General features: G+C 44.0%; 17 protein-coding genes. 8 read left to right on the top strand and 9 right to left on the bottom strand.

The window, feature by feature from the left end; all coding sequences use genetic code 11:
• Window positions 1–19: 19 nt before the first annotated feature.
• From EO130_RS04370 to EO130_RS04390, 5 genes are all read right to left on the bottom strand, one after another.
• Window positions 20–2,419 (bottom strand): ABC transporter permease, encoded by a 2,400-nt coding sequence (locus tag EO130_RS04370; protein WP_127140307.1) that lies wholly within the window; start codon window positions 2,417–2,419, stop codon window positions 20–22.
• A gap of 23 nt (window positions 2,420–2,442) precedes the next feature.
• Window positions 2,443–4,860 carry an ABC transporter permease gene (locus EO130_RS04375; RefSeq protein ID WP_127140308.1) on the bottom strand — a complete coding sequence of 806 codons (2,418 nt, stop codon included), beginning with the start codon at window positions 4,858–4,860 and terminating at the stop codon, window positions 2,443–2,445.
• Window positions 4,861–4,962: 102 nt separating this feature from the next.
• On the bottom strand, window positions 4,963–5,658 hold the full coding sequence (locus tag EO130_RS04380) for an ABC transporter ATP-binding protein (RefSeq protein ID WP_127140309.1): 696 nt from the start codon (window positions 5,656–5,658) through the stop codon (window positions 4,963–4,965).
• Between the two features lie 59 nt (window positions 5,659–5,717).
• Window positions 5,718–6,968, bottom strand: coding sequence for an efflux RND transporter periplasmic adaptor subunit (locus tag EO130_RS04385; protein ID WP_127140310.1), 1,251 nt, complete (start codon window positions 6,966–6,968; stop codon window positions 5,718–5,720).
• A gap of 8 nt (window positions 6,969–6,976) precedes the next feature.
• Window positions 6,977–8,350, bottom strand: a complete 1,374-nt coding sequence (locus EO130_RS04390; RefSeq protein WP_241244295.1) for a TolC family protein — start codon at window positions 8,348–8,350, stop codon at window positions 6,977–6,979.
• A 173-nt stretch (window positions 8,351–8,523) separates the two neighbouring features.
• On the opposite strand from EO130_RS04390, the gene EO130_RS04395 reads away from it, so the two are divergent.
• The 3 genes from EO130_RS04395 to EO130_RS04405 are packed head-to-tail and all read left to right on the top strand — an operon-like array spanning window position 8,524 to window position 11,694.
• Window positions 8,524–9,888: a sigma-54-dependent transcriptional regulator gene (locus tag EO130_RS04395; RefSeq protein WP_127140311.1), complete on the top strand. Its 1,365-nt coding sequence runs from the start codon at window positions 8,524–8,526 to the stop codon at window positions 9,886–9,888.
• Entirely contained in the window at window positions 9,888–11,240 is a 1,353-nt protein-coding gene (locus tag EO130_RS04400) for a sensor histidine kinase (RefSeq protein ID WP_127140312.1), read from the top strand. Before EO130_RS04395 ends, EO130_RS04400 begins: the two co-directional genes overlap by 1 nt.
• A gap of 10 nt (window positions 11,241–11,250) precedes the next feature.
• A complete protein-coding gene (locus EO130_RS04405) occupies window positions 11,251–11,694 on the top strand; it encodes a 3-oxoacyl-ACP synthase (protein ID WP_127140313.1) in 444 nt (147 codons plus the stop codon).
• A gap of 7 nt (window positions 11,695–11,701) precedes the next feature.
• Here EO130_RS04405 and EO130_RS04410 read toward each other — a convergent pair whose 3' ends face one another.
• The 4 genes from EO130_RS04410 to EO130_RS04425 all read right to left on the bottom strand — a co-directional run bounded on the left by EO130_RS04410 (window position 11,702) and on the right by EO130_RS04425 (window position 15,606).
• On the bottom strand, window positions 11,702–12,319 hold the full coding sequence (locus EO130_RS04410; protein WP_127140314.1) for an MCP four helix bundle domain-containing protein: 618 nt from the start codon (window positions 12,317–12,319) through the stop codon (window positions 11,702–11,704).
• A gap of 243 nt (window positions 12,320–12,562) precedes the next feature.
• On the bottom strand, window positions 12,563–12,979 hold the full coding sequence (locus EO130_RS04415) for a GreA/GreB family elongation factor (protein WP_164732871.1): 417 nt from the start codon (window positions 12,977–12,979) through the stop codon (window positions 12,563–12,565).
• A 204-nt stretch (window positions 12,980–13,183) separates the two neighbouring features.
• Entirely contained in the window at window positions 13,184–14,518 is a 1,335-nt protein-coding gene (locus EO130_RS04420; RefSeq protein WP_127140316.1) for a sigma-54-dependent transcriptional regulator, read from the bottom strand.
• Window positions 14,515–15,606 (bottom strand): sensor histidine kinase, encoded by a 1,092-nt coding sequence (locus EO130_RS04425; protein ID WP_127140317.1) that lies wholly within the window; start codon window positions 15,604–15,606, stop codon window positions 14,515–14,517. The genes EO130_RS04420 and EO130_RS04425 overlap by 4 nt, the downstream gene beginning before the upstream one ends.
• Window positions 15,607–15,811: 205 nt before the next feature.
• Here EO130_RS04425 and EO130_RS04430 point away from each other — a divergent pair, with 205 nt between their 5' ends.
• From EO130_RS04430 to EO130_RS04450, 5 genes are all read left to right on the top strand, one after another.
• Window positions 15,812–17,371, top strand: coding sequence for a type I restriction-modification system subunit M (locus EO130_RS04430; RefSeq protein WP_127140318.1), 1,560 nt, complete (start codon window positions 15,812–15,814; stop codon window positions 17,369–17,371).
• Window positions 17,364–18,206 carry a KilA-N domain-containing protein gene (locus tag EO130_RS04435; protein WP_127140319.1) on the top strand — a complete coding sequence of 281 codons (843 nt, stop codon included), beginning with the start codon at window positions 17,364–17,366 and terminating at the stop codon, window positions 18,204–18,206. Before EO130_RS04430 ends, EO130_RS04435 begins: the two co-directional genes overlap by 8 nt.
• Window positions 18,199–19,377, top strand: coding sequence for a restriction endonuclease subunit S (locus tag EO130_RS04440; RefSeq protein ID WP_206513126.1), 1,179 nt, complete (start codon window positions 18,199–18,201; stop codon window positions 19,375–19,377). Before EO130_RS04435 ends, EO130_RS04440 begins: the two co-directional genes overlap by 8 nt.
• Window positions 19,370–19,831 (top strand): IS200/IS605 family transposase, encoded by a 462-nt coding sequence (gene tnpA / locus EO130_RS04445; RefSeq protein ID WP_127140321.1) that lies wholly within the window; start codon window positions 19,370–19,372, stop codon window positions 19,829–19,831. Before EO130_RS04440 ends, tnpA begins: the two co-directional genes overlap by 8 nt.
• 184 nt (window positions 19,832–20,015) lie before the next feature.
• The gene (locus EO130_RS04450) at window positions 20,016–23,264 is read left to right on the top strand and encodes a type I restriction endonuclease subunit R (protein ID WP_127140322.1); all 3,249 of its coding nucleotides are present in this window, start codon (window positions 20,016–20,018) and stop codon (window positions 23,262–23,264) included.
• Window positions 23,265–23,459 lie beyond the last annotated feature (195 nt).

The following is a 23,459-nucleotide window of genomic DNA, read 5'->3' on the forward strand; positions in this document are numbered from 1 at the left end:
CTTTGTTTTTTGATGTAGTCTATTCCGTTCTTAGGCTTCGGGCGGGATTCGATTTTGCTGCCCGAATGGCCTGAAAGCTCACCGTGAGAATGGTTACGGCCATGGCTCCTAACATAGCTAGGGCGAAAATCCACCATTTGAGTATCACCCGGTAGGGATATTCCTGAAGCCAGCCGTTCATCACATAATAAGCAATGGGTACCGCTATAAAACAGGAAATGATTACGAGCTTTAAAAAATCCTTGGACAACATGTTCCACACGTTGAACACCGAGGCTCCCAGCACTTTTCGCACACCGATTTCCTTGGTGCGCTGCTCGGCAACAAAGGAAGTAAGTCCAAACAGCCCCAAACAGCTGATCAAAATGGCCAATGCGGTAAATATTCCTGATAATCTTCCTATGCGTTCTTCGGCAGCAAACTTTTCACCATATTCTTGATCCACAAAATCGTATTGAAATGGGATATCGGGAAAATGTTCTTTGAAAACTCGTTCAATTACCGCCAAATTCTGGCTGGCACTCTGTGCTGGGTTCAATCTCAAATTGTAATAGGAGCTGTTTCCGTATTTATCAAAAACATACATCCCCTGTTTCACGGGTTCGTAGGGCGACTGCGCAATCATATCTTGCACCACCCCGATTATCTTCAAAGGCGGGGAAGGGTCTTCCTCATCATCATCCTTTATAAACTTTCCTATGGGATTCTCCAGTCCCATATACTTCACCGCGGTTTCGTTCAGCAACACGGCATTGGAATCTGATGGAAACTCCCTGGAAAAATCCCTGCCCTGCACAATCTTCAGATTCAGGCTTTTGGCATATTCAGGAGATACCTCGGTCCAAGCCAAATCTTCTTGGAAACCTTCTGGTTTACCTTCCCAGACGAATCCACTCCGGTTGGACCAGATACTTGTGGTAGGCGCACTGGATGTGGACATTTCCACTACGGCACCGGAAGCGATGAATTCGTCCCGCATCAATTCAAACTTGCCTTGAAAATCCTGACTCATGGTAGGGATCTGTACCAGTCCTTCTTTGTCATATCCAATGGGTCTGTTCTTTGCGTAGTTGATTTGCTGCATTACAATCACAGTACCGATGATAAAGGCCACGGAAACGGTAAATTGTAGTACTACCAATATTTTTCGGGGCAATCCCGAGTGCCTTCCTGCTTTAAAAGTTCCCTTTAATACCTCAACTGGTCTAAATGAAGACAAGTAAAGCGCGGGATAGCTGCCTGCGAGTAGCGCCGTAAACAGTATAAATGCCAAGGATGCGGCCCAAAAACCCATGGAAGACCATGGAAAATCGATATCCTTTCTGGCCAACTCATTGAACCCATTGAGGGATAGCACCACAATAACTACCGCAATCAAAAATGCCAGCAAGACCACAACAAACGATTCTCCCAAAAACTGATTGATCAATTGGCTTCGTTGCGAACCAATGGATTTTCTAATACCTACTTCTTTCGCCCTTTTTTCGGAACGGGCAGTGCTCAAATTCATAAAGTTGATACAGGCCAATAAGAGCACGAAGGCTCCAATAATTCCAAATAACCACACATATTTGATTCTACCTCCCACTTGTTTTCCATTCTCGAACCGAGATCGTAAGTGCCAGTCTTCCATAGGCAGCAGAAACAACTGTGCATTGAATTCCTTGGAATTTTCATTCAGTTCCTGCTTTACATTCAAAATTTTGGCGGTAACGGACTCAAAAGTGGTATTGTCCGAGATTTGGACAAACATTTGGAACGAATTGTTCCCCCACTGATCTTCTGCATTTTTTATCCATTCGTTGATGGAGACGTATTTATCCCATGGCATTAAAAAATGAGTGTCGTTAAAGGATGTGTTGAAAGGAATATCCTCGAATACCGCTGTTACCATCATATCATATTGGCTATTTACCTCTACAGTTTTTCCAATGGGGTCTTCATTTCCAAAAAGTGCCTCGGCGGTAGATTTGGAAAGCATAATGGAATTAATTTCCCGAATTCCGTCCATTTCACCCTTTAAAATATTAAGATCCAACATTTCTGGCGCTTCCCTTTGTGTAAAGTTCCCTTCTCTGGAAATACTGGTTTCTTTATACTTTAGATATTGGGATGTGGTCCAGGAAGCCATCACCATGTGCTTAAAATTATCCATATAACTTTCCCGAAATGCCATTTCCAAAGGACGTGGTATAGCGGGACCTGTTCCGGTTTCACCATTGAAGGTCTGTGATTGGAACACTTGGGCTATCCGGTTTTTATTGGAAAAGTAGCTGTTGTGCGAAAGCTCGTCCATGATCCAAAGACCAATAATAAGGGTTACCGCCATGCCAATGGCCAGCCCGCCCAAGTTGATAATGGTGTACCCTTTATTTTTTGAAAGGTTCCTCCACGCTATTTTTAGATAATTCTTGAACATGGTTTTTTGTTTTTTTGATTGATTTATTCCGTACGCAGTCCTTTCGTGGGCTTCAATAGTGCAGCCCCTATGGATTGATAGCTAATGGTTACAATCGCTACGCCTAGCGCTATGAGTGCAGCCAAGGAAAATATTTCCCAGCCTATGTTGATGTGGTATGCAAAGCCTTCCAACCACCGGTTCATCAAATACCATCCTATCGGAATTGCAATCCCAATGGAAATGACAACCAGCTTTAAAAAGTCGAGGGTCAGCAATTGGTATATGTTCTTGAACGGTGCTCCCAAAACCCGGCGTATGCTGATTTCCTTTCTACGCTGCTCTACCATAAAGGCCGAGAGGGCAAAAAGGCCCAAACAGGCCACAAGAATGGCGAACAAGGCAAAACTGTTGAAGATGCTGCCCATGCGTTGCACATCGGCATGCATTTGGGTGAACTCTTCCTCTAAAAAAGTATAATTCAATGCTTGGTTGGGAATAGTTCGGTTCCAAACCTGCTCCACCGAAGCAAGTGCTTCTGCAGGATTTCCTTTTTCCAACTTTACGGAAACGGCCCCTACATCTTTACCAATGACCAGCGACAATGAAGAAATGTCCTCCTTTAAGGACTTAAAGTGAAAATCCTCGATTACCCCAATAATGGTAAATATTTGGCTGTTGTTGTCCAATTTCTTGCCGATGGGATCTTTCAATCCCAGTTCGGAGGCCATTTTGCTGTTGATTACAATGGAATTGATGGAATCATATGCAAACTCTTTGGAAAAACCTCTTCCTGCTTTAAGTTGAATGCCTAAGGTGTTGATATAATCGTAATCGACCCTCCATTTTTGCGCAGGGACACCTCTTCCACCATCATCTTGACCGTCAACCATAAAAGTGTTACCATTTCTACTTCCCCCATCAATGGGCAAATAATTGGTGGCGGTTACGCTCTTTACTTGTGATAGTTCGGCCAATTGCTCCTTAAAGGCTTCCATTTTGTTCCCGAGGATGTTGGTTCCTTCCAACACGACCACACGCTCCTTATCATAGCCTAGCTCTTTGCTAACAATAAAATCCATCTGGCGATAAATGATCAAAGTGCCGATAATCAAAATGACAGAAGTGGTAAATTGAAATATGACCAATCCACTTCGCAACCTTCCGCTTTTACTTCCTACGCTCAAGGTTCCCTTTAACACATTTACAGGCCTAAAGGCCGACAGATAAAACGCTGGGTAGAGTCCTGCCAAAATCCCGACCAAAACCCCGGCAGCAAACAGAATGGGAAGAAACCACCATGCTGACAAGGGCAACTCCATGTTTTTAGCGGCGATTTGGTTAAAGGTTGGGAGCAGTGCCCAGGCCAAAACAACGCCCAATACAAACGAAATGATACTGAAAATAACCGATTCCGTGAGAAACTGCCCCACCAAATTGTTCCGAAAGGCCCCGATGGTTTTACGCAATCCAACCTCCTTGGCCCGATTCGCTGATTTTGCCGTGGATAGGTTGATAAAGTTGATGACGGCCAACAACAGCACAAAAATGGCAATGGCCGCAAAAAGCCAAACAAACTTAATGTCACCATGCTTTAGACCATCCTGCATTTTCAGGTCGGATTTCAAATAAATATCGGTAACCGGTTGAAGCTTGTATTCCGCCGTTCTTAGCACATCGATAAAGTCGGCCGAACGTCCCCTTTTTATTTGGGCTGGAATGATATATTTTTCAACGATCAAGGACATTTTCTGCTCCAACGCCGGGATATCCGTATTCGGATTTACCAGCACATAAGTAAAGTAATTCTGGTTGGTCCAATTTTGATTGGTGTCCTCAATGGGCAACAAAAAGTCAAAGTCCAAGTGCGAATTCTCTGGTACATCTTCCATAATTCCCGTAACCGTGTATGGCTTGGAAGTGTCATTGTCCAAAAAGATGGTCTGCTGCAACGCATCTCCGTTTGGAAAGTATTTATCCGCCTTTGAGCGCGACATTACGATACTGCTGGGTCGTGACAGTGCGGTTTGAGGATTGCCCTCTTGCAACTGGATTTCCAAAATATCAAAGGTCTCTTGGTCCGCCAGAACAAAGTTCTCTTCAAAGGTGTTCTCTTTTTGTCCGTTCACACGCATTCCTCGTTTGCCCGCACCAAAAATCTCAATGGTGTTTACCTTTCCCGCTTTGGTGATTTCCGGAAAATCGGATTGGAGCGCATCGGCAAAGGGCAATTGAAAGTGTGTGCTTTTCATCACCTCCCCTTGGACCTCTCCTTGAAAAACCACTCGGTAGATCTGGTCCTTATTCGCATAGTGCTCGTCATAACTGACTTCATTTCGGATAAAAAGAGCAATCAAAAGGCAGGCAGCAATACCTACGGCAAAGCCTCCAATCTTGATAAATGTGAAGAGCTTGTCCTTTTTAATGGTCCTCCAGGCAATATTTAGGTGGTTTTTGAACATGTGATTGATTTGATTGTTTTTTGATTGACCTTTTGCTTAGACTACCTGCCTGCCGAAGGCGGGCGCTCAGCATAAACTTGCCCAAGGCAAGTGAATAAACTCCTATACCATACTTTTCAATGGTTTGTTCTGGCTTTCCGTTACAATTTGCCCGTCAAACAGGTTGATGACCCTGTGGGCGTAATGCGAATCGTGGTCGGAGTGGGTCACCATAACAATGGTTGTTCCCTCTTGGTTGAGTTCCGTTAACAGGTTCATTACCTCGATACCGTTTTTGGAATCCAGGTTACCTGTAGGCTCATCCGCCAAGATCAGTTTTGGGTTGGTCACCACGGCTCTGGCAATGGCCACTCTCTGTTGTTGACCTCCAGATAGCTGTTGTGGAAAGTGCTTTTCCCTATGGGCGATCTTCATGCGCTCCAAAACTTTTTGCACTTTTTCCCTGCGCTCCGCCTTGTTCATTTTAAGGTAGATCAAGGGCAGTTCCACATTCTCGAATACCGTGAGCTCATCGATCAGGTTAAAGCTTTGGAACACAAAGCCCAAATTTCCTTTTCTCAGCTGGGTGCGTTGGCTCTCTTTGAGTCCGCCTACTTCGTGGCCAGCAAAATTGTAGCTGCCATCGGTCGGGTTGTCCAGCATGCCGATAATGTTCAACAAGGTGGATTTTCCGCAACCGGACGGTCCCATAATGGCCACGAATTCGCCTTCTTCCACTTTAAGGCTCACCCCGTTGAGGGCCAAGGTCTCTACCTCCTCGGTGCGGAAGCTTTTTTTAAGGTTTGTAATCTGTATCATTTTTTGATGGTTGTTTTATAAAGACTGTTCTGTTTTAAGGATTGTTACAATTGTACGGGTCATTGGAGTACGATCCGTTCCGCATCACCAAAACTGTCGTAGTTGCTGGTAATAACCTGTTCTCCGGGTTGAAGGCCCTCCAGGACCTCATAATATCTTGAGTTTTGCTTGCCCAAACGTACATTTCGTTTAATGGCCTCGTCCCCGTTGGGATTGACCACAAAGACCCATTGGCCCCCGGTACTCTGGAAAAATCCACCTTTTGGCAGCAATAAAGCGTCGTTGGATTCCCCCAGCTGCAGTCGAATGTTGTAACTCTGACCCGCACGGATGGTCTCGGGCCTATCGTCCACAAAAACCAGATCCACACGGAACCTACCGTTCCTTACTTCGGGGTAGACTTTGCGCAATCGCAATTTATATTCGTTGCCGTTGCGTTCCAAAACCGCCGAAAGGTCTCTTTTTACCCTATCGATATAATGCTCATCGATGTCGGCCTCGATCTTAAAATCAGTCAATACGTTGATCTGTCCAATACGTTGGCCTTGTGATATGTTTTGACCAATTTCTGCGTCCAAAAAGCCTAACTGTCCGTCTGCAGGGGCCCGAACGTTCAAGTGATCCAAACGCTCGTATACCATGGACAAGGTTTTTTGCATTCTATCCAAGTCGGCATCCAAGCCTTTGAGTGAGGTTTCCCGCAGCTCATCGTCCTGCTCGGTTTGCAGTTTCACAATTTCATATTGCTTTTTGGCCAGTTCATAGTTTTCCTTGGACAGTAGATAGGCCTCTTTGGAAATCAATTCGTCCTGGTACAGCTCTTCGTTCTGTTCGTAATTCCGCTTTAAACGCTGCAGATCGTACTCGGCTGTGGCCAAAGACCGTCTTCCCTCCACTTGTCGGGAATCGAAAGTAAGTTTAGTGGAACGCAAATCGTTCTGTTTAAGTGCCAAATTACTCTCACTCGCCAAAATCTGCTCATAAAGGGCCATGTTTTCCAGCTTGAGGATAATATCCCCTTTTTTGACCATTGATCCTTCCTCTATCAATTTTTCGGAGACCCTTCCGCCCTCGTAAGCATCCATATAAATGGTCGCAATCGGGGCCACATTCCCGTTGATGGTGATATAGTCATCAAACTTTCCGTCGGTCACCGTGGAAATCGACAAACGTTCCTTTTCCGTTCTGAAAGTGGACACCGAGCTGGCAAATATCAATTTGTAGCCCACAAACAACAGCAATATCCCTAGTGCGATATATCCATAATGTTTTGGTTGGAGTCCTTTTTTCTTTTCTAATTGTATATCCATGGTCGTTGTTAGTTGATATTAAATATGGGCAGGCCCCTATAAAAATCCAGTGTGCTGTTATTTACCCGTAATCGAAGCTGGGCCTGTAAATTTTGATTTTGTGCGGTTGCGAACAAGTTTTTGGACTGTCTAAGTTCGATGGCATTGATCATTCCTTTTTCATAGCGTTTTTGTGCTATGGCAAAGGCAAGGGCCTGCGACTCCATTCCTTTTTGCGTTTGTACCGTCTCTGCCATCAAAGCTTCGTGCTCTTGCACCAATTGTTGAATAATTTGATATAGCTCCTGCTCGGTGATTTTGGCATTGTTCTTTGCTCTTTCCAGCGCTATTTTCTGTTGCTTTACCCTGGATCGGCTGGCCCATCCACCAAATATGGGAACGTTAAGGGATGCCCCAATAAATTTGAAGGTGTTGTCGCGAATTTGGTCCCTAAAAGGGATGGTAGTTCCCAAGGAGTCCCTTATGGTCTCAAAATATCCGGTACCGATACCGCCCTGCAAGCTAATGGAAGGGTAAAGGCCGCCTCGCGTTGCCGACAATTGTTTTGTTGCGGCCTTTACACGAAATTCTTGTGCTTTTATCGACGGCATAAAATCTTTGGCGGCAACAAATATGGAATCCGAAACCATTGCTTCAGTCTTTTCAAAAGAACCTGCCGCAATAAGTTCAGGCTGTAATGTGATATCATTTTCGCCCTCAATGTTCATGGCTTGCAACAACGTAAGCTTTGCTGCCTTCAATCTATTTTCATTTTGGGTCAACGCTAAGCTGTCTGCATACAACAACGATTCCGCCTCATATAAATCGGCCCCTGCCATGACCCCGAGTTCCACTTGTTTTTTGACCAAATCATAATTGGTCTGGGAAATTTGTACCTGTTCCTTCGCTATGTCGATAAGCCCTTGGATAAATTGGATATCATAATAGGCAGACATGACCCGAAAAGCCAATAAATACTTCTGCTGAAGACTTTCTTCCAGGGTCGCCTTGTACAAAAACTTCGAAGCCTTGATGTTGTTTATTTTTTGAAACCCCTGAAAAAGGTCGAAGGATGACTGTAGGGAGTAATTGTTGGAGAAGAACTCAGTATTTACAAAACTGTTGTTCTCTGGGTTGATCGATCGACCAAAATTTATGCTGTAATCGGCAAACCCATTGATTATGGGCAACATATTGCGGACAGATTGGCGATACGACTCCTTGTTTGAATCAGTGTTCAGCTCAAAGTCATTGATTTGGAGGTTGTTTTTTACTGCGTAGGCCACGCACTCATCCAGTGTCCAAACCTCCTGTGCCGATCCGGCCATCGATGCAAATAAAAGTAATGTTGTTATGTATGTTTTTAAATTCATAGTGATTTCCTGTGCCAAACTACTGTCCATTCTTGTGCCAAATTATTTTATAGCTGATTATCAGAGTTTTATGATGTTTCTTTTGACAAAGAGCATCCATGGGTGTAAAAATTTTGTACAAAAAATGTCCAATTATTTTACAGTGCGTTTAATCATATCGATACAATTAGTAGCTTTAGCCATCACCAAGAAGATAAACACCCATGGTCGATGCCAATATTTTAGTGGTCGATGATAATAAGAGTGTTCTGAGCGCTCTGGAAATTCTACTACAGTTTGAATACAAAAGTGTGCAAACGATTTTTAACCCCAATCAGATTTCCTCTTTTCCGCATCTTGAGGATATCGATATTGTGCTGTTGGACATGAATTTTTCTGCCGGGGTGAATACTGGAAACGAAGGGTTGTACTGGCTCAACGAAATCAAGAAAAAATCCCCAAATACGTCCGTGATCATGATGACCGCCTACGGAGCGGTCGACCTTGCCGTGCGGGCGCTGAAACAAGGAGCTTCCGATTTTGTACTGAAACCATGGAACAACGAACGTTTGATGACCACCGTAAAATCTGCTTACGAACTAAGAAAGTCCAAACAGGAAATCCACAACCTGAAGAAAAAGGAGAACAATTTAAAGCAAGTCATCAACGAGGATAGAAATTACATCATCGGCCAATCCAAAGCACTGACTTCCGTGCTCAACTTGGTGGCAAAAGTGGCAAAAACGGACGTCAATGTTTTGATCACGGGGGAAAACGGTACGGGAAAAGAATTGATTGCCCGGGAGCTACATCGTTTGTCGACCAGAAAAGATGAGGTATTTATTGGTGTAGATATGGGTTCCATTGCCGAAAATCTATTCGAAAGTGAACTTTTTGGGCATACAAAAGGTTCCTTCACCGATGCCAAGGAGGATCGGGCGGGCAAATTTGAGGCCGCCCATCAAGGCAGTTTATTCTTGGATGAAATCGGGAACCTTTCCCTACAAATGCAGGCCAAACTCTTGTCCTCCATCCAAAATAAGTCCGTGGTGCGGGTTGGGTCGAACAAGCCCATCAACGTGGATATCCGTTTGATTTGTGCCACCAATTGCCATTTGGAGCAAATGGTTGCCGACGGATTGTTCCGGGAAGATTTGCTGTACCGCATCAACACCATACATATCGAAGTGCCTCCGCTACGGGAGCGAGATGATGATATTTTGGTGCTAGCCGATTTTTTCCTCAAAAAATTCGCCCATAAATATGATAAAGCCGGTTTGCGGATGAACCAATTGGCCCAAGAAAAACTGATGGAATATCCCTGGCCCGGAAACATAAGGGAATTGCAGCACACCATGGAACGAGCCGTAATTCTCTCCGACGGTAGCGTGCTGAAGCCTTCTGATTTTTTATTGCACGCCAAGCCCATGCAATCGATGGACAATGAACCCATTACCCTTAACGAAATGGAGCAACAGATGATTCTTAGGGCTTTGGAACAAAATGAGGGCAATTACAGTGCGGCAGCTGAACAATTGGGCATTTCGCGGCAGACCCTGTACAACAAGTTGAAGAAAAAGAACGACTGATGGCGAGTAGAAATTTTTACATCCAGCTCATTGTCCGCGTGGTGTTTCTTGCACTTACAGCTACCGCCATGGCCTTTTCCTTGGCCTACCAATGGTATTTCACCATGGGTCTTTGTGCGCTAGCCCTAATCATACAGGTGTTTTCCTTGATAACCTTTATCAACAGTACCAACAGAAAAATAGCCTATTTTTTTGATGCCATCAAGAACGAGGATTTCACCCTTCGCTTTCCAGAGGGAGTTACCATTGAATCCTTTAAGGAACTCAACCGAAGCCTGAACCGGGTAAATGGCCTAATCCATGAGGTTCATTTGCAGTTGCAGATACGGGAACAGTACTATCAGGAAATATTGAAGCAGGCCAGTATTGGCATCATGACCTTCAACTCGAAAGGTCATATACTTTTTGCCAACCCCACTTTGGAGCAATTGTTGGACTACACGCCCCTCAACCACATCAAACAGCTAAAGCAAGTGGATGAAAAGCTCTACGAGATCTTTAGGGATTTTAAACCTTTTCAGCGGAAGCTCTTCCAACTGGCCAACGAAAGGGAACAGACCCAATTGGCCTTGAAATCCTCGCCATTAAAACTGGATGGACAGGAACTTTTATTGGTGGTGGCCCAAGACATCCATAAAGAATTGGACGAAAAGGAAACCGAGTCGTGGGTGCGTCTTATCCGGGTGCTCACGCATGAAATTATGAACACCATCACCCCGATTACCTCGATATCGGATTCCATCATCAAATATTACAGGAAGGGAGGCAAGATCACGCCATTGGAGGAATTGGAAGAAAGCCAGATAAAAAACACGTTAAAAGGATTGGAGGTCATCAAAGAACAAGGTGGCGATTTAATGGATTTTGTGCAATCGTACCGTAGTCTGCTGCATGTGCCCGACCCCAACAAAAGTATTGTTAAGGGAAAAGCACTTTTGGAAAAAATCGATGTGCTCATGTCCGCTAGACTTACCGAGGGAAGGAGGGAATTTAAGACGGCTTGCAGCCCAGCAAACCTTGAATTTTATATTGATGAGAAACAAATTTCCCAAGTATTGATCAATTTGGCCAAAAATGCATTGCAATCCGTGGAAAGTATTGAAAACGGTAGGGTGCTGATAGTGGCGGGCACCGATGAAAATGGCTCCAAATTTATTGATGTGACCGACAATGGTCCAGGTATACCACCTGAAGTGATGGACGAAATTTTTGTTCCTTTCTTCACGACCAAAAGTGAAGGGACCGGTATTGGGCTGAGCCTATCCAAACGGGTCATGCAACTCCATGGCGGAAATATTCAGGTACGTTCAATACCTCATCAAGAAACCGTTTTCCGACTTACCTTTGCCTAATAGCAACGTGATGAAAAAGGACCTTTTACAATTTTGTTGGAAACAGGTGGACGATAGGGCTGCCCGTCTCAAAAAGCAGAGCGATGAACTCCATGAATCACTGGATTCCGAAACCAAGAACACGGCAGGTGACAAACACGAAACGGGCAGGGCCATGGTGCAATTGGAACAGGAAAAATTGGGGCAGCAACTACAGGAAGTGGATGCCATTCGCGGCGTACTGCGGAAAATAGATATTGACAAACAAACGGACTACATTCGATTGGGTTCCTTGGTAAGGACCGATATGGCAAACTATTTTGTTGCCATCTCAACCGGACTCTTTACCTATGGGGAGGAAAAGGTGTATTGTATTTCGGCTAATGCCCCGATAGCTCAAGCCTTGTGGGGCAAGAAAAAAGGTGATGCCTTTGTTTTTAATGATGCTGCCCATTCCATTTTGGAGGTCATCTGACGTTTTACTAATCGTCTTCCACCCTTTCCATTTCTGGTCTATCCTTCTTAAAGACAATAACCAGAAATAGGATTCCGATAATGATTAAAAACACAATTTCAATTGTCGAAAGCAATTGGTTCATGCCCAGCGATCTTTTGGATCGTTCCGTGAGTAATTTTCCTTCATCAATCTGTACTTCGGAAAGTGCATCCAAATTTTTACCAATGCGGTGCAATACGGTAAGCATGTCCTTTTTGGGCTCTGCATACTCCGTATAATTGGCTTCCAAACCTTGTAGGGTCGTATAATTCTTCTTTAAGCTTTCCAAATACCGGGATTCTTCCAGCGTCAACTCTGTATTCCCAAAATCGGCCAAGATACTTTCGATGGTAGGTGTTTCCGGGATTTCTTGGTTCCCCAACTGACCATTTGCCAAAAACAGTTCTTTTTTGTGGAACAAATTGCTCAACCGATAAATGTATTCTTGGACAACCAATCGGTCTTCAAAAACAGAATCCACCCCGTGTTCTACCGCGGAAAAGTTTCTATTGTTCAATCGGTTGGAGGCCAAAACCAGCAAAAATGCTATTGCAAGTACAAAGCCGGCATGGATACGTTGTCTAATGGTTTTAATATTTGGCATGATGTTAGGGTTTTATGGCCATATGCTCAGTTTGATGCATCTGCCCAGCTGTAAGCTAACCATTCATTCATTAAGGAGCAAACCTCAATGCTTTTGACTGGGCGGAAATCATCATCAAATCAACTATAAAAACTTAATTCTTCTTGTTCGATTACTTGGGTCACATCGACCTTTATGCGCCTAAGACCCACGTAAAAATGGTGTTCTCCTGGTGGAATTACCATTCATTTTTATACTGTCGTTTCATAAATCCAAGCCGCACGCCAACTGATGTGATGGTGTTACCTTAACAATCCTAAAGGATTTCATATCGGATGGATTCCCCATTTTCACTTGATCGTCCACGGCCAGTCCTACCAGGTTGGCCCCTAAAACACTCACTACGGAAACGGTGCCTTCCTTGGTGTTCCCCTTAGTCGAAGGGAGCAATTGGAAGGTTTGTCGAGATCCATTGATAAACTCCACGGTCACTTTGGAGTTTAGTCGTACCACATCGTCAGGAACATCGTTCGCATCTTCCACCAAAGCCTTTTCTATCCGCTCCGCCAACTGCTCCAAAGCATCTTGATGCGCATAATCATCGTAATACCTATGAAAATTCAGTATTCTTTTCAGCGTTACGTAATCTTTTTTTTCCATGATTAGGCTTCCGTATTTCATTTTCAGCATTTAACGGAAGGGACGCTCACCAATGGTCCCGTCATTTTTGTCTCAGTAAGGCAAATGCTGTGCCATAGAAAGTCATCCGTTAGAATACAAAGAAGCAACTGATTGATTTTCAGAAATTAAGCTTGGCTTTGAAATGAAAAGGTGCCGCAGAGGGACCGGGTGAGATTGTACCGGTCGGGTAAGTTTGTATCGCCTTTATTTGAGCTTTTCCCGTAAAGTTTTCCGGTTGATGCCCAAAATTTCGGCTGCCTTGGTCTTGTTGCCTCGGGTGGACAGCAGCACTTCTTCAATGTATTCCCTTTCCTTTTCCTGCAGTGTCTTGAATCCCTGTTTAGGGAATTCGATTTTGTACTTGAGCGTATCGGGGAGATGCTGCAATGTGATTTCGCCATCGCACATGATCACGGCCCGCTGCACCACATTTTCCAGTTCCCGGATATTGCCCGGCCACGAATAGCGTTTCAAAACCTCTAAGGCTTCATCCGAAATCCGAACTAATCGGTCTTTGTACTCTACCCCGTACTTTTGGAGAAATTTCTCGACCAACAGGGGAATATCCGAGGGGCGCTCGCGCAGGGGCGGCACCTCAATGGACACCACCGACAACCGATAAAAAAGGTCTTCCCTAAAGGTCTTCTTTCGGATAAGTTCCTCCAAATCGCTATTGGTGGCAGCGATTACTCGGACTTCCAGTTTCTCCGCCATTTGGGAACCCACTTTGGTGACTTCCTTTTCTTGGAGTACGCGTAGCAAACGGTTTTGAACACCCAAAGGGGCGTTCCCGATCTCATCCAAAAAAATGGTGCCTTGGTTTGCCGCTTGAAAAAAACCATCCCTGTTTTCATTGGCACCGGTAAAAGCGCCTTTGGTATAGCCGAAAAGTTCGGCTTCCAACAGGCCCTCTGGGATGGCCCCGCAGTTCACCGCAATAAAAGGCGCCCGTGCAAACTTGCCCGAATAATGTATGGCCCTTGCCACCAGTTCCTTTCCGGTTCCACTCTCGCCACTCACCAATACCGTGGCCCTGTTGTCCTTTACCCTTTCGATAATTTGGGTTACTTTTTGGAAGCTTTGTGAAGTCCCGATCATGCCATCGAACCCATTGGCCGCCTGGGTTGGTTTGGGTGGCCTCTTGAACGTTTGTCCGTTCGGCTTACTGGCAAATGCCTTTTTTACAGCAATTTCGAGCTCTGCCTTGGTAAAGGGCTTGGTCAAATAATCCGTTGCCCCATGTTTTATGACATTGGAAGCGTCTTCTACGGACGGAAAGCCCGTCACCACCAATTTGGGCATATCAGGATAATGTTCGGTCACATATTTGACCAATTCCAGCCCATCAATTTCTGGCATATTGATATCCGTTACCAACAAATCGATTTCGGTATCCTTTAGGATATAGAGCGCTTCCTTTACCGAAACGGCCTTGTAAGTATGATAGTTCATGGATTTTAAATGACGCTGCAACAACTCAAGAATATCGATATCGTCATCTACCAGCAATATGTTTTCCTTTTGCAACAAAGCGGTCATTTTTTAGGGAATTGCAAGGTAAAGATAGTACCTGTTGGCGTATTTGGGGCCACCTGAATACTTCCTTGATGGTTCTGTACAATGCCATGCACGACACTCAGTCCCAATCCCGAACCTTCCCCAACGGGCTTGGTGGTAAAAAAGGGGTCAAAAATATGGGTTATGGCTTCCTTTGGGATGCCCGGGCCTTCATCTGCAATGCTTAATACCACCTTATCCGTATCGGATTCCAAGAGAACGGAAATGGTGCGCTGAGGCGGCGAAAAGTAAATAGCGTTCATAATCAGATTAAACACCACTTGGGTGAGCTGGATTTTATCGATACGCAGCTCCAAGATGTCCTCCGAATGCTCAAATGTGCAGCTCACTTGGTTCTGGCGGAGGGTGGTTCGGAGCATGTGGATGGCCTCCTCGATGACGTCCACCGCATTGATGACTTCGCGGGTTTCGGGCATTTCACAGGCAAAAAACATCAATTTTTTGACCACTTCGCGCGAAAATATGGCATTGGTCATGATTTTGTCCAAATCTTTGAGTGCCTGTGTATCATCGCCGATACGTTCCTGCAACAACTCGGTAAAGCCCAAAATATTGGCAAGCGGGGTGTTCAACTCGTGGGCAATCCCCGCCGTAATCTCGCCTAAGATGCGGAGCCTATCGGATTGTTCCACCTGACGGCGTATCTGCTCTTCCTTTTCCTTGATTTCCTTCCGCTCCAACAAGTTGCCCACCTTTAGGCAAACATTGTCCAACAGCTGCTGCTCCTCATCCAAAAAGTCCTTGAGCTGGTATTTGGGCGAGGGATACCCGACCTTGATAACGCCCTTAGGTTTATTGAACGCGGTGATGGCGGACTCCAAAAACACATAGTCTTCTCCTTTTTCCTTTGTTTTGATGTGGTATTCGGGGGTGGATAGCTGCACATAGGTATCAGTATCAAACTGCCAGGCCCGTTCCAGGCATTGTACGATTCCGAGCAGGGCCGTTTCCATGTCATCATAATCACAGTTGACGATAAGCGAGGTCACCTCGTACAGACAAGTCAGTTCCTTGATGCGTTCCTTGAGTTTTTGCTCGGTGGTGAACATGCGTTGGTCCTTTGTAGCAAATTAGTGAATTCTTGGGATTTGGGGGTTGCCTCGGCAACTTTGGCAAAAAATTCTAGCGATACTATTCCCACATTTTTTGTAATATTGATTTCCCTCCGCTAAACTCATTTTAATATGGGAATTTTTCTTTCGTTTCCGGAAGAGAAAGGCTCCACGAATTACATGATTTGAATAGATACACCTAATGGCAAAGACAACTACTGAAGAACCTTTAGAAAAACAACTCTGGAAATCGGCTGACAAGCTGAGAAAAAATATTGATGCTGCGGAATACAAACACGTAGTACTCGGACTAATATTCCTGAAATACATCTCAGATGCGTTTGAAGAACTCTACGACAAACTAAAAGCAGGAGTAGGCGAATATGCAGGTGCTGACCCTGAGGACAAAGACGAATACAAAGCCGAGAATGTTTTCTTCGTGCCAGAGAAAGCCCGTTGGTCTTACCTACTCTCACAAGCCAAGCAACCCACTATTGGCAAATCAGTTGATGAAGCCATGGACTTCATCGAAAAGGAAAACGTTTCGCTGAAAGGTGTTTTGCCTAAGGTGTACGCAAGACAAAACCTTGACCCAACCAGTTTGGGTGAACTCATAGACATGATTGGAAACATTGCCTTGGGTGATGCCAAAGCCCGAAGTGCAGATATTCTGGGTCATGTGTTTGAATACTTTTTAGGTGAATTTGCTTTGGCAGAAGGTAAAAAGGGCGGACAGTTCTACACGCCAAGAAGCGTTGTTGAGCTTTTGGTAGAAATGCTCGAACCCTACAAAGGCCGAGTATTTGACCCTTGCTGTGGCTCTGGTGGAATGTTTGTGCAGTCTGAGGAATTTGTAACTGAACACCAAGGGAAAATCAACGACATTTCTATTTACGGACAGGAAAGCAATCAAACCACGTGGCGACTGGCGAAAATGAACTTAGCCATTAGAGGTATTGACAGCTCGCAGGTGAAATGGAACAGCGAAGGCTCGTTTTTAAATGACGCCCACAAAGACCTGAAAGCGGATTACATCATTGCCAACCCACCGTTTAATGTGAGCGATTGGAGCGGTGATTTACTGCGTACCGATGGTCGTTGGAAATACGGCACACCCCCCACCGGAAATGCCAACTACGCTTGGATACAACATTTTATGTACCACTTGGCACCCAGCGGACAAGCGGGTTTTGTATTGGCAAAAGGAGCTTTGACATCTAAAAGTGGCGGTGAAGGCGACATCAGAAAAGAACTGGTGGAAGCCGATTTGATTGACTGCATTGTAAACCTGCCTGCCAAATTGTTTTTGAATACCCAAATTCCTGCTTCGCTGTGGTTTATGAGCCGCAGTAAAGCCGCTTTGACAAGCGTCTCAGGTCAGAAACTCCGTAACCGCGCAGGCGAAATTCTCTTTATTGATGCCCGCAACTTGGGACATTTGATAAACCGTAGAACCAAAGAGCTTGCGAAAGAAGATATTGACCAAATTACGAGTACCTACCATAACTGGCGTAACACCGATGGTAACTACGAAGATGTAAAAGGCTTTTGTGCTTCCGCCAGCAAAGAACGGGTAGCCGAACTGGACTATGTACTCACCCCGGGCCGCTATGTGGGTCTGGCCGTGGAAGAGGATGACTTTGACTTTGCCGAACGATTTACCAGCCTAAAAGCGGAGTTTGAAGCCCAACTCAAAGAAGAAGCCGAACTCAACGAACGCATTGCGAAGAACCTTGCTAAAATTGAGCTGAAAAATGAGTAAAAAGAATAAAACCATTGCCGTTAAAGGACATGAAATAACAATCTTTAATGATAAGGAACAAGATTTCATCTCCTTAACCGATATTGCCAAACATAAATCTGATGAGCCCAGTGCTGTCATAGCAAATTGGATGCGCAATAGAAATACCATAGAATTTTTAGGCATTTGGGAATCACTTTACAACCCCGACTTTAAACCCCTCGAATTCGAGGGGTTTAGAAAACAGGCAGGGTTAAATGCATTTACCCTTTCGCCAAAAAAATGGGCAGAAGCCACCAATGCACTAGGGATAATCGTTAAATCTGGCAGATATGGAGGGACCTATGCACACAAAGACATAGCGTTTAAATTTGCCAGTTGGATATCCGTTGAGTTTGAACTCTATGTGGTCAAAGAATTCCAACGCCTAAAAGAGGCAGAATCGAAAGACTTGGAATGGAATGTAAAAAGACAACTCACCAAAATAAACTACCGCATCCATACCGATGCCATTAAAGAAAACCTCATTCCTCAAGGTCTTACCGCCCAGCAGATTTCCTATGTATATGCCAATGAAGCCGATGTGCTGAACGTAGCTTTATTTGGTAAAACCGCTAAACAATGGCGAGACGAAAATCCCGACAAGAAGGGAAACATCCGCGACTATGCCAATGTCTCGCAGCTGGTCTGCTTGGCCAATTTAGAAAACCTCAATGCCGTTTTGATTGGTGACGACATACCTCAAAGCGAACGACTCCTAAAACTGAACCAAATCGCCATTGGCCAGATGCAAATTTTGCTGCAACAGCCTAGCCCCAACCTATTGAATAACACAAAAAGTGAAGATGATGAGTGAGTGGAAAGAAGTTGAGCTTTCCGAACTTATTAATTTCGGAAATGGAAAGAAAAAACCTGAGTCTGAAGGTGACATTCCAATCTATGGTGGAAATGGAATTTTGGGGTTTTCTGCTGATTCAAACTATGAAGATGAGACGATAATTATTGGACGCGTTGGTGCTTATTGTGGGTCAGTTTATTATGAAAACAAGCCTATTTGGGTATCGGATAATGCTTTAGCGGCAAAGGCAAAAAATGGTAATTCAACAAAATTTCTCTATTACTTTTTAAAGAATGCAAACTTGAATCAACATGCAGGAGGTTCAAGTCACCCATTGGTAACCCAAACATTACTCAATTCTCTCGAATATGAAGTTTGCATTGATGAAACTGAACAAAACTCTATAGCAGAAGTCCTTTCCAGCTTAGACGACAAAATAGACCTGCTGCACCGCCAAAACCAAACCCTGGAGCAAATGGCCGAGACGCTGTTTCGGCAGTGGTTTGTGGAGGAAGCGGAATTTGTTTCAGATAGACAACTTATAATTGGGGACTTAATAGAATCAGTTTCAATAACTCATAAATTCCCAAACAAAGAAATTGTGTTCCTTAACACTTCGGATATTTATTTAGGAGATGTTCTAACCCATTCAACAACCGAAGTTATAGGGCTTCCTGGTCAGGCAAAAAAAACAATCAAAAAAGGCGATATTCTATTCAGTGAAATACGTCCTGCTAATGGACGTTACGCTTTCATTGATTTCGAAGCTGAGAATTATGTGGTTTCGACTAAGTTAATGGTCTTAAGAAATAAAAATGTTGTTAGCCAAGAATTTATCTATTTCTATTTGATTAATCCTAAGACAATTCAGGAACTACAATTAATTGCCGAGTCTCGCTCTGGAACTTTTCCCCAAATAACATTTGACAATCTAAAAGACTTTAGAGTTAATGTACCTTCTGATGAAAAACTATTAGAAGCAGAGTCTTTTTGCAAGGAAGTGATTAAAAAAATCAAATCCAACCAAACCCAAATCCGCACCCTTACCGCCCTGCGCGATACGCTGCTGCCGAAGTTGATGAACGGGGAGGTGAGGGTGCAGTCCCAGCGGGACGAAACCTTTGTAGAAAAACAAACCACCACCAACCCCAGTTCCGTAGGAGCGATACAAAATGAAAACCATGGCTAATACCTACACCCAAATATTGGTTCAAATCGTATTTGCGGTAAAAGGTCGCCAAAACCTGATAACGGAAAAACACCGTGAGCAGGTAGAAAAATACATCTGCGGCATTGTTAACAATAAAAAATCCAAAGCCCTTGCCATCTATTGCAACCCAGACCATTGCCATATTTTGATGGGTTTACATCCTTCCGTTTCCATCTCAGAAATGGCACGCGACATTAAAGCCAATTCATCCAAATGGATAAATGAGAACAAATGGGTAATGGGCAAATTTGCCTGGCAAGAGGGCTATGGCGCATTTACCTACAGCCGTTCACAATTAAATAAGGTTGTGCAATACATACGAAATCAACCCGAACACCACAAGAAGAAAACATTTAAGGAGGAATACATAGACTTCTTAGAAAAATTTGACATTCAATATGATGATAAATATATGTTTGAATTCAACGATTAAAGGTGTCACCCCTACGGGGCTTGGTATTTTTATATATGCCAAAGGCTACAAAGATTTTGCTCCTACGGAGCTATTAAAGAATCTAAAGGACTTTTTTAAAGACAATATTTCCTTTACTTTAATTATCACAGGAGTTGAATCCTGTAAAGGACATTTTAAAGGACAATTTGTCCTATAGGAGATTATGACAAGAATAACCGAACATAGTATAGAAGATTTTGCCATCAAATTATTGGAGCATTTAGGCTATGAATACATTTATGCCCCAAGCATTGCTCATGATGGCGAAAACCCAGAGCGTAGTTCGTACGAAGAAATCCTGCTCACCCATCGCATGGCAGAAGCAGTGCGAAGAATTAACCCTAGCGTGCCACCTGCTGCACAGGAGGAAGCCATCAAAGAGATTCAACGTATCCATTCGCCAGAATTATTGACCAATAATGAAAGCTTTCATCGCTTATTGACCGAAGGCATCAAAGTCAGCTATCAAAAAGATGGCCAGCAAAGAGGTGATTTAGTTTGGTTAGTCGACTTCAACACACCCGAAAACAACGATTTTATTGTTGCTAATCAGTTTACAGTGGTAGAAGATGGCGTAAACAAACGCCCAGATGTCATTCTCTTTGTCAACGGTATTCCTTTGGTGGTCATCGAACTCAAAAATGCAGCAGATGAAAACGCCACCATCAAATCAGCTTTCCGCCAGATAGAAACCTACAAAGCAGTTATTCCAAGTTTGTTTACTTACAATGCGTTTACGATTATCTCAGACGGATTGGAAGCAAGAGCAGGAACGCTTTCATCGGGAATGAGCCGTTTTATGGCTTGGAAATCGGCAGACGGCAAAGAAGAAGCATCGCACTTGGTGAGCCAAATGGAAACGCTCATTAATGGAATGCTCAACAAAGAAACCTTGCTGGATTTAATTCGGCATTTTATTGTGTTTGAAAAATCGAAAAAGGAAGATGCGAAAACAGGCGTTACCACCATTTCAACGGTTAAAAAATTAGCCGCTTATCATCAGTACTATGCCGTAAACCGAGCGGTGGAATCCGCCATGAGAGCAACGGGTTACACGGTAGAAAAAAGCCTGTCCCGACCTGGCGGGAAAACCCCGACAAGTATGGTGATGGAATCACCAGAAAGCTACGGTGTGGCTGGTGTAAAATCACAACCTAAAGGAGACCGAAAAGGTGGTGTGGTTTGGCATACCCAAGGAAGCGGTAAATCCCTTTCCATGGTGTTCTTCACGGGTAAAATCGTGTTGGCTTTGGACAATCCCACCGTTGTAGTTATCACCGACCGTAACGATTTGGACGACCAACTCTTTGACACGTTTGCTTCTTCCACTCAGTTGCTAAGGCAGGAACCAAAACAGATTGAAAACCGAAACGATTTAAAAGAAAAACTAAAAGTGGCTTCTGGCGGTGTGATTTTTACCACCATTCAAAAATTCTCACCCGAAGAAGGCAATGTATATGAAACGCTTTCTGAACGTGAAAACATTGTGGTGATTGCTGATGAAGCGCACCGAACCCAATACGGTTTCAAAGCCAAAACAGTGGATGACAAAGACGAGCATGGCAATGTGATTGGAAAGAAAACCGTGTACGGCTTTGCCAAGTACATGCGTGATGCTTTGCCAAACGCCACTTATATCGGTTTTACAGGAACACCCATTGAAAGCACCGATGTGAATACTCCTGCCGTTTTTGGGAACTACATTGATGTCTATGACATTGCTCAAGCGGTAGAAGATGGGGCAACCGTTCGCATTTACTACGAAAGCCGTTTGGCGAAAGTGAACCTGAGCGAAGAGGGGAAAAAGCTGGTGGAGGAACTGGATGATGAGCTGGACGGAGAAGAACTCACCGAAACCCAAAAGGCTAAAGCCAAATGGACACAGTTGGAAGCCTTAATCGGAAGTGAAAACCGCATTAAGAATGTAGCCAACGACATCATTCAGCATTTTGGTCAACGCCAAGAAGTATTTGAAGGCAAAGGCATGATTGTCGCTATGTCTAGAAGAATTGCCGCTGACTTGTACGATGAAATCATCAAACTAAAACCTGAATGGCATTCAGACGATTTGGATAAAGGTGTGATTAAAGTCGTGATGACTTCATCCTCTTCAGATGGACCAAAAATTGCCAAACATCATACCACTAAGCAACAGAGAAGAACCCTTGCCGACCGAATGAAAGACCCAGACGATGAATTGAAACTGGTGATTGTTCGGGATATGTGGCTCACAGGCTTTGATGCTCCAAGTATGCACACGCTTTACATCGACAAACCGATGAAAGGCCACAACCTGATGCAAGCCATTGCACGGGTAAACCGAGTGTATAAAGACAAGCCAGGTGGATTGGTGGTAGATTATTTGGGAATTGCTTCTGATTTGAAAAAAGCACTGTCGTTCTATTCCGATGCAGGTGGAAAAGGCGACCCAACCATTGCTCAAGCACAAGCCGTAGAGTTGATGCTGGAAAAACTGGAAGTGGTTTCGCAAATGTACAGCGGTTTTCCATATGAAGATTACTTCCAAGCAGAAACAGGACAAAAACTTTCCATGATTCTGGCAGCCGAAGAACACATTCTCGGTTTAGAAGATGGTAAGAAACGATACATTAATGAGGTAACCGCTTTGTCCAAAGCCTTTGCGATTGCCGTTCCGCATGAGCAAGCGATGGACGTGAAAGATGAAGTTTCATTTTTTCAAGCAGTTAAAGCACGTTTAGCCAAGTTTGACAGTACAGGTTCAGGAAGAACCGATGAAGAAATTGAGACGACCATTCGCCAAGTCATAGACCAAGCTTTGGTTTCGGAGCAAGTGATTGACGTTTTTGATGCCGCAGGAATCAAGAAACCCGATATTTCCATTCTATCCGAAGACTTCCTGATGGAGCTCAAAGGAATGGAACACAAGAACGTAGCTCTGGAAGTTTTGAAAAAGCTACTGAATGACGAAATAAAAGCACGTTCCAAAAAGAACTTGGTCAAGAGTAAGTCGCTTAAAGAGATGTTGGAAAATTCTATCAAGAAATACCACAACAAGATTTTGACAGCTGCTGAAGTGATGGACGAACTCATTAAGCTGAGTAAGGAAATCGTAAACATGGACAGTGAAGCCAAAAAACTTGGATTGACTGATTTTGAGTATGCTTTCTACACCGCAGTGGCCAATAATGATTCAGCGAAACAACTCATGCAGCAAGACAAGCTGAGAGAACTGGCTGTGATTTTAACCGAACGTGTAAAGAAAAACGCATCCATCGACTGGACAATCAAGGAAAGCGTTAGAGCAAAACTGAAAGTAATCATCAAGCGGACTTTAAGACAATACGGCTATCCACCAGACATGCAAAAACTGGCGACAGAAACTGTATTGAAACAAGCGGAAATGATTGCGAAGGAGTTGACTGGGATTTAGAAAAGATTCTTTCTTGCTTAGAGCAAAAAAACCCGTACTTAATCAGCACGGGCTTTTTAAATGATGTGGTCCCACCTGGGCTCGAACCAGGGACCACCTGATTATGAGCAGCTTTTTTTAGCTGTCATAAATTTTCATTTGGTTTCTTATGTGTTGATTATCAATATTTTATGAAATTTTTCTTTTCATTTAGAT

This window comes from Flagellimonas marinaquae (genome assembly GCF_003992675.1).
GTDB classification, from domain to species: domain Bacteria; phylum Bacteroidota; class Bacteroidia; order Flavobacteriales; family Flavobacteriaceae; genus Flagellimonas; species Flagellimonas marinaquae.

Excerpts from the sequence above, each read along its gene's own strand:
- EO130_RS04440 (WP_206513126.1), top strand. The coding sequence starts at position 18,199 with ATGAGTGAGTGGAAAGAAGTTGAGCTTTCCGAACTTATTAATTTCGGA.
- EO130_RS04400 (WP_127140312.1), top strand. The coding sequence starts at position 9,888 with ATGGCGAGTAGAAATTTTTACATCCAGCTCATTGTCCGCGTGGTGTTT.
- EO130_RS04375 (WP_127140308.1), bottom strand. The coding sequence starts at position 4,860 with ATGTTCAAAAACCACCTAAATATTGCCTGGAGGACCATTAAAAAGGAC.
- EO130_RS04380 (WP_127140309.1), bottom strand. The coding sequence starts at position 5,658 with ATGATACAGATTACAAACCTTAAAAAAAGCTTCCGCACCGAGGAGGTA.
- EO130_RS04390 (WP_241244295.1), bottom strand. The coding sequence starts at position 8,350 with ATGGACAGTAGTTTGGCACAGGAAATCACTATGAATTTAAAAACATAC.
- EO130_RS04385 (WP_127140310.1), bottom strand. The coding sequence starts at position 6,968 with ATGGATATACAATTAGAAAAGAAAAAAGGACTCCAACCAAAACATTAT.
- EO130_RS04450 (WP_127140322.1), top strand. The coding sequence starts at position 20,016 with ATGACAAGAATAACCGAACATAGTATAGAAGATTTTGCCATCAAATTA.
- EO130_RS04430 (WP_127140318.1), top strand. The coding sequence starts at position 15,812 with ATGGCAAAGACAACTACTGAAGAACCTTTAGAAAAACAACTCTGGAAA.
- EO130_RS04425 (WP_127140317.1), bottom strand. The coding sequence starts at position 15,606 with ATGTTCACCACCGAGCAAAAACTCAAGGAACGCATCAAGGAACTGACT.
- EO130_RS04435 (WP_127140319.1), top strand. The coding sequence starts at position 17,364 with ATGAGTAAAAAGAATAAAACCATTGCCGTTAAAGGACATGAAATAACA.
- EO130_RS04410 (WP_127140314.1), bottom strand. The coding sequence starts at position 12,319 with ATGCCAAATATTAAAACCATTAGACAACGTATCCATGCCGGCTTTGTA.
- EO130_RS04405 (WP_127140313.1), top strand. The coding sequence starts at position 11,251 with ATGAAAAAGGACCTTTTACAATTTTGTTGGAAACAGGTGGACGATAGG.
- EO130_RS04395 (WP_127140311.1), top strand. The coding sequence starts at position 8,524 with ATGGTCGATGCCAATATTTTAGTGGTCGATGATAATAAGAGTGTTCTG.
- EO130_RS04415 (WP_164732871.1), bottom strand. The coding sequence starts at position 12,979 with ATGAAATACGGAAGCCTAATCATGGAAAAAAAAGATTACGTAACGCTG.
- EO130_RS04370 (WP_127140307.1), bottom strand. The coding sequence starts at position 2,419 with ATGTTCAAGAATTATCTAAAAATAGCGTGGAGGAACCTTTCAAAAAAT.
- tnpA (WP_127140321.1), top strand. The coding sequence starts at position 19,370 with ATGGCTAATACCTACACCCAAATATTGGTTCAAATCGTATTTGCGGTA.
- EO130_RS04420 (WP_127140316.1), bottom strand. The coding sequence starts at position 14,518 with ATGACCGCTTTGTTGCAAAAGGAAAACATATTGCTGGTAGATGACGAT.